Annotated in this window: 8 protein-coding genes and 3 pseudogenes; 5 read left to right on the top strand and 6 right to left on the bottom strand. The window is 61.8% G+C overall.

The genetic code is table 11. The annotated features are described in order from the left end of the window. Positions 1-8 precede the first annotated feature (8 nt). On the bottom strand, positions 9-1,109 hold the full coding sequence (locus tag MFF64_RS33720; RefSeq protein WP_238193527.1) for a hypothetical protein: 1,101 nt from the start codon (positions 1,107-1,109) through the stop codon (positions 9-11). A gap of 289 nt (positions 1,110-1,398) precedes the next feature. On the opposite strand from MFF64_RS33720, the gene MFF64_RS33715 reads away from it, so the two are divergent. Both MFF64_RS33715 and MFF64_RS33710 read left to right on the top strand, forming a co-directional pair. Continuing rightward, positions 1,399-3,138 carry an SH3 domain-containing protein gene (locus tag MFF64_RS33715; RefSeq protein WP_238193526.1) on the top strand — a complete coding sequence of 580 codons (1,740 nt, stop codon included), beginning with the start codon at positions 1,399-1,401 and terminating at the stop codon, positions 3,136-3,138. 63 nt (positions 3,139-3,201) lie between these two features. Beyond that, positions 3,202-4,164: pseudogene (locus tag MFF64_RS33710) on the top strand (IS481 family transposase). A gap of 23 nt (positions 4,165-4,187) precedes the next feature. Here MFF64_RS33710 and MFF64_RS33705 read toward each other — a convergent pair. The 4 genes from MFF64_RS33705 to MFF64_RS33690 are packed head-to-tail and all read right to left on the bottom strand — an operon-like array spanning position 4,188 to position 9,112. Further along, positions 4,188-5,510, bottom strand: coding sequence for an NAD(P)/FAD-dependent oxidoreductase (locus MFF64_RS33705; RefSeq protein WP_238193525.1), 1,323 nt, complete (start codon positions 5,508-5,510; stop codon positions 4,188-4,190). Continuing rightward, positions 5,507-6,856, bottom strand: a complete 1,350-nt coding sequence (locus MFF64_RS33700) for a radical SAM/SPASM domain-containing protein (RefSeq protein ID WP_238193524.1) — start codon at positions 6,854-6,856, stop codon at positions 5,507-5,509. Before MFF64_RS33700 ends, MFF64_RS33705 begins: the two co-directional genes overlap by 4 nt. 12 nt (positions 6,857-6,868) lie before the next feature. Next, complete coding sequence (locus MFF64_RS33695) at positions 6,869-8,041, bottom strand: LodA/GoxA family CTQ-dependent oxidase (protein WP_238193523.1); 1,173 nt, start codon at positions 8,039-8,041, stop codon at positions 6,869-6,871. A 12-nt stretch (positions 8,042-8,053) separates the two neighbouring features. Then, positions 8,054-9,112 (bottom strand): hypothetical protein, encoded by a 1,059-nt coding sequence (locus tag MFF64_RS33690; RefSeq protein ID WP_238193522.1) that lies wholly within the window; start codon positions 9,110-9,112, stop codon positions 8,054-8,056. A gap of 132 nt (positions 9,113-9,244) precedes the next feature. Between MFF64_RS33690 and MFF64_RS33685 the strand changes: the two genes are divergently transcribed. Further along, complete coding sequence (locus tag MFF64_RS33685; RefSeq protein WP_425324389.1) at positions 9,245-9,490, top strand: transposase; 246 nt, start codon at positions 9,245-9,247, stop codon at positions 9,488-9,490. A 268-nt stretch (positions 9,491-9,758) separates the two neighbouring features. Next, positions 9,759-9,965: pseudogene (locus MFF64_RS33680) on the top strand (transposase); the annotation flags it as partial. Positions 9,966-9,991: 26 nt separating this feature from the next. Here the strand turns inward: MFF64_RS33680 and MFF64_RS33675 are convergent. Further along, positions 9,992-11,062 carry an IS630 family transposase gene (locus MFF64_RS33675; protein ID WP_165795791.1) on the bottom strand — a complete coding sequence of 357 codons (1,071 nt, stop codon included), beginning with the start codon at positions 11,060-11,062 and terminating at the stop codon, positions 9,992-9,994. Positions 11,063-12,024: 962 nt separating this feature from the next. Between MFF64_RS33675 and MFF64_RS33670 the strand changes: the two are divergent. Next, positions 12,025-12,218, top strand: a pseudogene (locus tag MFF64_RS33670) (hypothetical protein); the annotation flags it as partial.

Raw genomic sequence — 12,218 nt, 5'->3', positions numbered from 1 at the left:
CAAACTTTTTACTCTGAGGACTTCCCAAGTCGCATCTTCACCACGCGTCCGCCACTGAACATGAATTCCAAGCCGGCCTGCTCTTCACCGATCATCATGCGACCCGGAGCAGATGCTCCCGTTCGAGTCGCACCATAGGCGTCATGAACCTTAGCTCTCGAGGAGCCGATCCCAATTGCGCAAGGTGTCTTGAGCTTGGAGGGGGCGGTCACCTCGACTTGTTCCACCCGCCCAACATGATTGGGGCTTTCAAACGCGAGCAGTATCGACACGCCCTGCTTGGGATATCTCCAGCGCTGATGCTCCAGTCCGTCGGCATCCCAGAGTTCCCGAGCGGATCTCGTCGAAGGCTCACCAAGTACGTTCCGTATCTTATCACCACTGGCTCCGATCGCGATGGATCCGATGGAGGAAGCTCCAGTACCCCGTGCGGCGCAGCTTTTAGATGAACGGGGTTCTGCATGCTCTGCGAGGGAGTGGCCGGGCGTGTTCCAACGGACACGATCGATGATGATCGCTGTGCGCCATGTATCTGCTCTAGCTTGGGCAGCGGTTCCGGAGGTTTCCTTATAGCTTCCGCCATCAAACGAGAGCAGCCGAAACTCCGCCCCCCTTCCGCCACCAACCTTCGGGATGAGCAGCTTCCGCCAGCTGTTGCCCTCCGCTTCGCCGACTAGAATGAGCGTTTCAATCCCGACCAAGTCGCCGATCACGCGGTAGCCGCTTCCCTGCGGCGTAAGGATCAGCGCCGGACAGCCACTGGTACCGCATCTGGGTGTGACGATGAAGGCGAGGACCTCGAGGTCTCCATCTCTATTGAGGTCTACTCGAGAGTAGTGGTAGCGGGGAGCTACTGCGCCGGCGGTAAGCTCAGCAGCAGAAATGGAGCTGTACTCCGGGCGAGCAGTCCTAATCGCCGCAGTTACCGCGGAGTCGGGGCGCTGCTCAGGTGAACTGTACTCTAATTTGCGGAGATTGAGACCAATTACTGCCGCAACTTCTGTCAGATACCTCTTCTGCGCGTTTTCCGCGTTGGGCTTCGGTCTCTTAATCTCTGGTCGTGCTGCGGAGCTGATTGGGGTGACGGCAATGCTGGTGACAACCAGCATGAGCAATGCTATACAGCGGGGCCATCGACGGCCTATAGAAGTTAGTCGAAGGGGCAAAGCTATGCTCTCATCTCGCAAGCGCTACTTGCCACTAGCCCGTGCAAGCCGCCCATCGCCATGTAAGTCTCCCTCCACGTTGTTCAAGGTTGTCGCCGCACCAAGCTGCTGACGTCCAATTAGAGACTGCGCGCCCCTCTTCTGCCGGAAAGTTAACGATATGCCAAATATTTCTAGATCTGTGGGAAGAAACGCTGTAAACGAGGCGAGTGATGTCAGGGTAATCCGCACGTTGTTAAACCAGAATCGTCATTTGCTAGTGCCGTTCGCTGATTTGCCAGATCTTGGCGATATCGACGATGAGCTCCTGGAGCGGATCGAGGTATATCAAAGGCGAGTAGTCACTGACGCGACATTAGCTGACGGTCGAGTTGATCCTGGCGGACGCACCCTCGCAAAGCTCAATGAGAACGCGAGGGATTTCCTGCAATTAATTCCGCTCTTTCCGCTGCATGCGCGCCCAACCCAATCGTACAAAACCGGCGGGCGCCAATTTCGCTACAGGCGGGATGGTGGCGCCCGCCTCCATGCCGCCTGCGACCTGAAAGCGCCGCCTGGAACCCCGGTTCGCTCGATGGACGAGGGCACCGTGGTTCAGCCACCAAGAACTTTTTATGATAACACCATCGCACTGGAGGTGAATCACGGAAATTATATCGCTCGCTACGGAGAAATGTCCCATACGGTGCCAGGGCTCAACCGGGCAGGAGTCGCGATCAGGAAAGGTCAAACGATCGGATTCGTTGGCCGTCTTAGTAGCGGAAACTCTATGTTGCACCTGGAGCTCTACTCAGGAAGTGCGGTCGGCCCGCTAACGGTCCGGCGGCGCCCGTTCAATCGCCGCAGCGACCTACTCGATCCGACGGACTTTCTGGACCTCGCTTCCATGGAGGTGGACGACACTCCAGAATTTCCCTTCCCTGATGCAGCTTTCGGCTTGGTCAGCCCTCGTATCACGGGCCGTCTGAACCTTCGCGATGGACCAAGCACCAGTGCCGCCGTCCGGCGAACACTTAGGGTGGGAGACCGGTTCAAAATTCTTGGGCGGGTTGAGGGAGGCGATTACCCGGCATCCGGACGCACTCGTAAGGATTGGCTCAAGGTAGAGCTGAATGGAGTCCAGGGCTTTGTCGGGGCGTTCTATGTGGACCCGGAACCCCAGGTCGGGCGAGTGAGCGACCGCGTTACGACCCGATTGCGTTTGCGCGCTCAACCGCAGGAGGCTTCGGGCGTTCTAGCCAGCCTCACCCGGGGCACTCGGCTCGCGATCCTACGGAAGGTGGACGGGGACGATTACGAAGTAGGCGGTGCCTCTCGGCGAGATTGGTTTGAGGTCGATCACGACGGGGCGCATGGTTATGTAGCGGCCTTCTTTGTTGATCTTGTCGAGGAAGATTCCGGGCCTGCCGGCGCTCTCAACGCGATTCTGTTTACATTCGAGCCCGGCGGCGCGTCGGACCGCACGGCCCGCCAGGATGGACTGCGAGGTGGAGTTGCTGCCTCTGAAACAATGGCGCAGACAGACCGCGCTCGAGTAATGCGATTCAAGGCTAGGTACATGGTGGCCGCTGCTGAGAACGACCTGCCGCCTGCACTTCTCGCCGCAATTGCAAGTCGCGAGTCCCGAGGCGGCAGCGCTCTCGATGAGGACGGCTTTGGTGATCGGGGACATGGCTATGGCCTTATGCAAATCGACGATCGCTCCTACAGGGCTGACAACAGCGAGGGTCCGTTCGGACAGGCACATATATCCCAAGCTTCTGACATACTCAAAGCAAAGCTGGAGCGTGTTCAGTCGGATTTCGGAGCGCTGACCGATTCGGCGCAGCTGCAAACGGCCGTTTCGCGCTACAACGGTGGTCGGGGCCAGGCTGCACCAAACTCGGACGTTGGTACGACGGGAGGAGATTACTGCAACGACGTTTGGGCACGCGCGCGCTATTATGCTCAGGTTGAGGCCTGGGGACCCTAGGTGTGCAGTCCCGGAGTGTGATGGTGCATCATCGGCGCTGACGCGTCAGGCGGAGGATGCAGTATGGCAGGAGTTCTTCACGGCAGCGCCCGCACGACGCCGCGTATTCGAGCCGAGCTCCAAGCGTCGAAAGAAAGTAGCCGCTCCCTTGCCGCCCAGTATGGCCTGGACCCGAAGACTGTCGCGAAATGGGGCAAGCGGACGGTGACGACCGATGCGCCGATCGGGCCGACGCCCGGAAGCACAGTCCTGACGCCGGCTGAAGAGGCGATTGTGGACGAGTTCCGAAGGCGAGCGCTGCTACCGCTCGACGATGTTTTAGGCTGCCTGCGCGATACTATCCCCCCTTTGAGCCGCTCGGCCCTGCATCGTTGTCTGCAACGGAACAGCATCTCTCGTCTTCCGGCAGCCGAGACGGCGCAGACGCGCAAGCGGTTCAAGACTTACGAGATCGGCTACGTGCATATCGACAGCTGCGAGCTGCGCCATGCCGAGGGCAAGCTGGTCATGTTCCTGGCGATCAACCGGATCTCGAAGTTTACCTATGTCGAATTCTATGAGAGTGCCGGCAAGATGGAAGGATCGGCGTTCCTCCGGAACGTGGTGGCAGCCTTTCCCTACAAGATCCACACGGTCCTGACTGACAATGGCATGGCCTTCGCTGATCTACCAAAGAACAGGAGGGGGCCGAGCCGGCGGTTTCTGGGCCCGCACATTTTCGATCGCGTCTGAATCGAGCACGGTATTGAACATCGCCTGACCAAGCCTTACCATCCTTGGACCAATGGGCAGGCTGAACGCATGAACCGGACGATCAAGGATGAGACCGTCAAGGTCTTCCACTACGATGATCTACAGAGCTTGAAGGTGCATGTACTGGCCTTCGTGACGGCCTACAACTTCGCCAAGCACCTCAAGGCGCTGCGCTGGAAGACCCCGTTCCAAACCATCTGTCAGGCCTGGACCAAAGACCCAGACCGGTTCAAGATCGATCCGCACTACCTCATTCCGGGACCATACACCTAAGCGAGAGGCCAATGTGACGTCGGCTAGGGGGATGTAGGTCTCTTCGGGGGCGTGCATGCATTTCTCGGGCACACGAAGGCCTCAGCGATCAGCAAAGACGCGAACCTCGAGCAAGTTTCAGCTGACAGCCGCCCCCATTCCCCAACCGCCGTTGCCAGGGATTTCCCGTCCACCAGGGGCCTGATCAGTTCGGCTACCGGCAAGCCGTCGACAAAGGCGACAGCACGTCCGGAACGGCAGATGAGAGCGGGTGCCTCGTCTATTAGATCTCCCTGAAGCACGGGCACATTAGTAATCGCGAGACCAGGCCGAAGGAATAACTCCTGCACATCCGTAGTAGCCATGGCGGGGAGAAGGACAGTCCCGCCGCTGGCGTTCGCTCCCGGATCGACGGCGGCCTGTGAACTCCTCACTGACGCCGCTTGCAAGTTGCGGTAAAACTCCGCCGCAATTCGCGATCGTTCGCCTGCCCGCATCCGGGTGTTCAGAACTCTCGCTGCCTGCACGCCCGACAGCATCGCGGCATACAAGCCATTGGACGCGAGGGGGCTCGGTGCGACCAACGCGTCGCCCACGCGGATCCAGTGGTCGCCCAGGGCCTCATTGGCCGCTCTCAGTGACGAATCGGTCCCGCGGATCAGTCGTGCTGGACCGTTTCTACGGTAAGGTCGCAAGCTCCGGTCCAGAGCGGCTTGGGGTGATGAGGCCCCCGCCAAGGTTGACGTCAGGATGTGCAGGCCGTCTCGCATCGCCACAGCCCAGGACCACTCCTCCTGGTCCCCTTCGAAGACGCTGGTCCCGACCGACACTAAGCTGCTTTCGGCGATCCCATAGAATGTCACGCGACGCTCGCCGAGGAGCTCCAGCCGGCCGGGCCCGCGGGTCCGCCGACCGCCTGCAAGGACGACCTGACGCGCGATGATGGCCTGTCGCGGCGAGCCGAGGATCGGAACTTCCAGTGCTCCTTCGCATCCACGCATTCGTCCGGCTGTCCCAATCGAGAATACGACGCCCTTCGAGATCGCCGCCATCCGCAGCGAGGCCGCGAGGCGGGCCCGGTCAAGGACCAAGCACCCGGTCGAGGCGTGATCGCCGGAAAGCCCCCGACGCGATGTCAGGACGATCTTGCGGGACAGATGGCCGACAGCGGCATTGGCGAGCGCGGGCAGAAGCCCGAGCTTTTCGGCCAAGGCGATCAAGTCAGGGCTCGCAACTTCCGGCCAGTGCGCCTTCGCGTGCCCGGCATCGACGACATGGACCGAGAAGCCGAGCCTCGTCAGCTCGATCGCCGTTACGATGCCCGCAGGCCCGCCGCCCACCACGCAGATGTGGACCGGCGTCCTCACGCGTTTCCGGCAGGAAAGCCGTCGAACCACCAGCGGCAGGGCTCGCGCAGGTCGACATAGGCGCCCAGGCAGTAGGTCAGCCAGGAGCGGATGTAGTCGCATGCAGGCCGTCCGCGATGGATGACCTCGTGGTGGCAACCGCCGCCGCACAGGAAACGCGCCCAGCAGCTTTGGCAGGGCTCCTGGCGCAGGACGTGACGCTCGTTGAGCCACGCGGATTGGCGTGCCGGATCCACCCCTGACTCGAGGGTCCCCATCGCACCGGCCGGCTCGTTGACGAACCGGTGGCACGCCGAAAGGTCCCCGTCGGCCGAGACACCGAAATAGCCTGCGCCTGCCCCGCACGGGTAAGGACGATGGGTTCCACGGTCCAGCTCGCGTAAGGCAGTGGCCAGGTTCGAGAAGGCGTGGGGCCGACCAGACAGGAGGCTTGCCCGGAAGGCTTCGCCGCAAGCAATCATCTGTTCCAGCATGCACTCGAGGTCGCCTGGCGACATCTCGTCCCGGCCGGCCGGCGAGCTTAGCATTGGCGAGAATCCAACCGTCCGGAACCCGAGCGCCACGAGCCCTTCGAGGGTCTCGAGTAGGGCGAGATTCCTGGGCGTGACGGTGACCCGGGCCGCGAGGTCGATATGGTCCTGGCGGTCGAGGACGGGGCGCAGCCGGTCGGTGATCCGCTCGAAGCTGCCGCGGCCGTCCTTGAACGGCCGTAACGCGTCGTGTTTCGCGCCGACGCCGTCGAGGCTAACCGTCACGTTGAAGCGATGGCGGGCCAGGAACTCGGCGTCGTCCTCGGTCAGGAGGGTGCCGTTCGTCGTCACCGAGAACGCAATCCGCACGGCGCGTTCGCGCGCGAGCTCGACCGCGAGCTCCGTCGCGCCGCGTAGGCCGGCGCGATTGACAAAAGGTTCCCCGCCGAGGAACGCGAGCTTGATGCTCTCCCCAGCCTGCACCCCGTCGAACAGCACGCGTACCGCCTTGAGCGAGACCTCGTCGGTCATGCTCTTCGAGGAGCCGCCGAAATCGCCGCCTTCAGCATAGCAATAGCTGCAGCCGAGATTGCACTTCTGGGCAATGGCGAGTGAGAACGCCCGGACGGGCATGGACGCCGGAGGCTCCGAGCCGATGATGCTCCGGCTTGAGATGCCGAGCGCCTCGAACACCTCGTCCGCGACCTCTGCTCGGCCGCTCGACGCCGCGAAGTCGAGTAACCGCGCGATCTCGTCGCTGATCCGGTGAATCCGCGATCCGTCCGCGATCAGCACGCCGTGACCGTCGCCGGACGCGAACAGATGGAAACGCGCTTCTGTCGAGTGCGCCCGTGATCTCGCGGCTGAGAGGTGCATCGCGGTCGTTCCTCAGCCGATGTCTGCTTCGATGTCGTCGTCCCGCTCCCGCTCGACGGGTCGACCGCCCTCGCTGCGGATAATCCCGAGTTCGTACACGTGGTGGACGAAATCGGCATTCGTCTCGAGGAGCCCGCCCGGCGGATTGTCTCCGGGCTCGTCCACCATTCGACGCCGCCAGTTCACCTCCTGGTTGAGGTCGACCGAGAACGCGGTGTCTGGCCTTTGATTAGGCCAGAAACTGCAGGTGCAAGCTCGGAAATCGAATTGCCAAGGACTGCAAAGACCGAGCGTGACCTCGCCTGGCAGCGTGCCCGGCGCTCCGATGCTGCTGCCAGGCCTGATCCGCACCTCGTCACGATCACCCAAAGTGGAGCCATCGTAGAACATCTCCTCCTCAGGTGTCGAGATCTCAATACCAGGGCTGAACATCGCTGTACCGCGCTGCAGCACTTGGCGATCGATGAATCGAGCTTGCTGGTTCACTGGGTTTGTTGGGTTTTGACCGGGAAGAACAAGGAGCTCTTGCAAATATAACTCAAGATTTATTTCGCCCCTGTCGTCAAAGTCGGGAGCAAAGTCGGGCGGGCCCACAACGATCCAAGCGTCGAAGGTGGGCATCGTAATAGGCTGGTTTGTCGCTTGGTCGATGATTTGGACGCTGACGATCCCATCGGACGTGTTGTCGCTGAAATTCTGGTCGTACATCCCGCTCGGCGGAATCGGCGCACCAGTCACGGCCGCATGGACACGCGCGGCGGGAGGCTCGAAGGTCCCGTCCGGCCCGATTTTCCCGAGCTCAATTTGCTGCCCATCCTGGAAATCGCCGCAGCGACCGACCAGCTTTCCACCGTTCGCGTTCGATCGCGCGGTGGCGGAAATAACGTAACCGTCGTCGCTACGCATCTTAGCAGTCTTCCGGTTAGCCACACGTACGTGCCAGACGGCGTCGTAGCCGTTGTCCGCCAGCCACTTCGGCGTCAGCTCCTCAAGACCATTGTTGTTCGAATCATACGCAAAAATGCGGAATTGCACCGCTTGGCGTTTGATATGCTTGCCGCTCTTGTATTTTTGCAAGGGATGCTGCGGCTGGCCGAAGATATAATGGTCGGAGCTGCTCGACAGACGGGCGAAGCCAATGGCCGGATGGATTTTAAGGGTGGCGGTTCCGTTCGGCAGCGGCATCGTTACCTCCCGTCAGTGGTCGAAGCCTTGCATTTTGCAGGATAGCGTTCCAGGCGCGGCGCAGCACGCAAGTATTTTGTCAACTGAGGCGTCGTACAGGGCCTTCCACTGCGCCAGGGTGATCCCGGTGGACGCATTGTCCGGCGGCATCCAATGTGAATGGGGGAAGGTCTTCCCGAGATCGCTGATATTGGTTGGTAATGTTCTTCCGGTAGCCAGCTTGGTGAACCGATTACATGAGTCGAGTGTTCCGATGTTGTGGCAGCTGGTGCAGAGGTTGCCGAGGGGGCGGATCCGCTTCGGAGCCGGCCAGTCCTGCTCGAATGGCTGCCCGATGAACTTGTAGCGGCTTGGTTCCGGCGGGTTCGCCTTGAGATTTGGTCCCGGAGGCACAACCTCCACGCTCTGGCCGCCGACCATCCGGCGCACCTGACTGACGTGGGGCGTGTGGATAAACGCGTCATTGTCGTGACATTTGTTGCATTTGATATTGGCGGTGTCCTGGGGCGAAAGCCAGAAATCTGCCGCTTTGATTTCGCCGGGAGGAGTGGCCAATGCGTCTTCCGCAGGAGGGGGAACCCGCGTTGCTTTGATGCCATCGCTCGTTCCTGAGGAGAGGGTCTGGAAGAAGCAGGTCGCACCGCTCGCTTTATTGTGCCCGATAACGGCGACATCCTCGAAGAGTGGGTAATTTTTGTCCGTACGCACTCGGTATCGTCGACAGATGAACGTCCACTGGAGGTTGGGATCATCCTGCCCGCTCGCGGTCTTTCCGGGCAAGGTGCCAAGCCGGGAGAACGGCACGCATTGTCCGTCCGAGCCCCCAAGTCCGAGCAGCGGAGGCCGGTCGCATTTCTGATGCGGAACGTGGGCGTTGTCGGAGATAGGAGCTCCGTCGCGGGTGATCGGGATGATCTCTCCGTCAAGACAGCTGAAGGGCGGGATCGGACCGATCTCGCGCGCGCAGTCCTTGCCATGATCGTTGATGGTGTATGCCTGCGCGGATACTTGGCCTGGCGCCAACCCGCAGCAGAGGATCGCAATCCCGATGAGCAGGTACTGCCGGAGCATCCTTCGCCGCCTCGGCTGCAAGTTCGCTTCTGCATTGTTGCACTGCTGCTTGGGATTGCAAGCGTTTTTGCTACGGCTCCCTGTCGTTGATGTGAAATTGCCGTGGTAGCGGTCCTTCTGCCAGGAGGGGTGATGCTGAGCGACGCGCAATGGGCTGAGTTGGAGCCGCTGGTCGACGCCTGCCAGCCCAAGGGCAAGACGCCGTTGCAGGACCTGCGGCGCACTCTCAGCGCGATCCTCTGGCGGCATCAGAACGGCGCGAAGTGGCGCGTCATCCCCGCGGAACTCGGGCGGTGGTGGCAGGCCGCGCAGGTCTTCATCCGCTGGGCGCGGCTGGGCGTGTGGGAACGGCTCTTGGCCCGTGTCGACGGGCGGTGAACACTGACGCCCGCTCACAAGACAGTTCGCCGCTACATCCGAGACGGGGAGCTGTTCGCCCGCAACCTCACCGCCGATGTTGGGCTGTAAGTGCTCGTGGCTTTCGAGGCGCTGCGGGGTCACGGCTTGATTTTCCGCACCAGCTCGATGGCCTTCCGGAGCTTCTCCCCGCGGAGAGAGGCCCACTCATCGCCAAGCGCGGCGGTCGCCCCACGGCGCCGTACCAGCTCGATTACCAACCGATCCTGCATCGCCTTGTCGAACAGCTCGTTCCCTCACGTCGCGGATTGCCCGACGCGGCATCGAGAGAAGTGACCGGCTCGGACGGCATCGCTGGGTGGTCGAGCGCAGCCATGCCTGGTTCAACCGCGCCCGCCGCTTGCCCGTTCGTGACGAACGGCGCGCCGACATCTACGAGGCCTTCACGCTCCTCCAGGCCAGCATCATCACACTCCACCAGATCGAGCGGTTCTGTGAGGCGCTCTTAGCTAGTGCACTGACTCATTCGGATGGTGCAGCGTTGCCGTTGACGGCATCGAGGATGGCGGCGGCCGGCTTGGTCCAGACGAAGGGCTTTGGGCTGTCGTTGTGCTCGGCGATGTAGCGGTTGATCGCGGCCTGAAGGTCGACGATCCCGCTGAAGCTGCCCCGCCTCAGCCTGCGCCGGGTCAGGGCCGAGAAGAAGCCCTCGACGGCGTTCATCCACGAGGCCGAAGTCGGAGTGAAGTGGAAGATCCAGCGCGGATGCCGGGCCAGCCAGGCTCGCACCTTCGGGTGCTTGTGGGTGGCATAGTTGTCCAGGATCACGTGGATCAGTTTACCGGCCGGCACCGCGGCCTCAATCGTATTGAGGAAGCGCAGGAACTCGTCGTGGCGGTGACGCTGCATGCAGCGGCCGATCACCGTGCCCTCCAGCACGTTGAGCGCAGCAAACAGCGTCGTGGTGCCGTGACGGACGTAGTCGTGGGTCTGGGTCTCGGGACGACCTGGTGTGACGGGTCGGCTCGGACGGGTGCGCTCGAGGGCCTGGATCTGGCTCTTTTCGTCGAGCGAGAGCACGACGGCGTGGCGTGTCGGGTCCATGTAGAGGCCGACGATGTCCTCGACCTTCTCGGCGAAGGCTGGATCGTTCGAGCGCTTGAAGCTGCGGACCCGATGCGGCTGGAGGCGATGGGCATCCCAGATGCGCTGGACCGAGCGCAGGGAGATCCCGACAGCCTGCGCCAGGGCGCGGCCGGTCCAGTGGGTGACCTCACCGGGCGGCTCGGAGCAGGTCAGGGCGAGCACCTCGGCGACGGTGTCGGTGGAGTGAGGTGGCTTGCCAGGCGGACGGGTCTTGTCGCGCAGCAGTCCCTCAACACCTTCTTCGGCGTAGCGCTGTTGCCAGCGCCAGACGGCTGGCCGGCTGACGCCCGCCTGCTGGGCGACATCGAGAACGGAGAGGCGTTCGGCCGAGAGCAGGACGATGCGGGCGCGCTGGATGTGCTTGAGGGGCCGCGCCCGATCGGCGACGATGGCGGAAAGGTGCGCCAGGTCGGCGGCACTCGGGATCACGCAGACAGTCTGAGCCATGCCTCAGACTCGCACGGCTCATGCCTCTTGTGAATCCTCCGAATGCGTCAATGCACTAGAATTATGGATCAGTCCGGGCACCGGGATACCCGGACCGTCGTCGGCTACATCCGCCGGGCAAACGCCTTCAAGGGGCATTCGGGGAGCGGATTTCTGTAGCCGCAGTTAGCCGCCGCCGCCAGGATCTCCACCGCTACCGGCACTGCCGTTCGGCACGGGGCGTTCTGGTAAACGCGCATTGCCACCGGCCGCCGAGTTGGTAGTGATGGTTTCGGCGCCCGTGGCACCTGGGGCGATGACCAAGTCTGGTACGTTGCCGGTCGTGTTTGACTGGCGCTCGATGATGGCACCTGTCGCCGCCGGATAGTCTGCCCCAGGTCCTCTGGGGGGCAGGGTTTGGGCAGACGTAGCGCCGATCATAGACAAAGTAATAACCACACCAGATAGCATGAGTTTTGAGCGCATAAAGGCTGCCTTTCCTGTGATAAGCCGGCAACGATGTGCCGCTAGGAAGGTTCAAGAAAATTCTTTTTTTTAACATGGGATCAGATTTAACCTGGGATTGTAACAGGGCACCTCGACACGGGAGATAGCCTCGTCCAGCTGGCAGCGGCCGGCGACGGGCCTTCTTCATTGAGGGGTGCCTCAAGTCGCCGGGTACGGTCCCTGGAACAAGTCACTCATGACCTTGTGCCGGAATAGGGTGCGACCGCGACGGCGCTGATGCTCGTCGCGGTCGCGCAGCATAAGATTGTCAGCGTTCATCTGGCCGTTTCAGCGAGCCGCTAAGCGTGCTGCTGCATGTCAACGCTGGCGTTCGGCCGCGTGCTCTGCGGCTACCAGAACATCGAGCGCGTGCTAGGGTTTCAGCATGAATATTCCTGAGGGGCAGGTGATCGACTCAATTTGCGAACCACCTCAGAGCCCGCTCATTGGTTTGCTCCAGGCGTAGGAGCACGCGGATGATCGACCCGACCAAGAGTACTGATCACGCCAACGACCACCCGCACGACCCCGGCAAGGCCAAGGCCGATCTTGCGGCTGCCAGTGCTCCCGGTCAGCTTAAACCGGGTGACGATCTTGAGGAGCGGCAGGATCAGTTGCTCGACGAAGCGGTGGAAGAGACGTTCCCAGCCAGCGATCCGATCTCGCCGAA

The sequence above is a fragment of the Methylobacterium frigidaeris genome, from assembly GCF_022179185.1.
Taxonomy (GTDB): Bacteria; Pseudomonadota; Alphaproteobacteria; order Rhizobiales; family Beijerinckiaceae; genus Methylobacterium; species Methylobacterium frigidaeris.
Note: the sequence above shows the minus strand (reverse complement) of the source record. Positions and strands in the feature narration are given on the sequence as shown.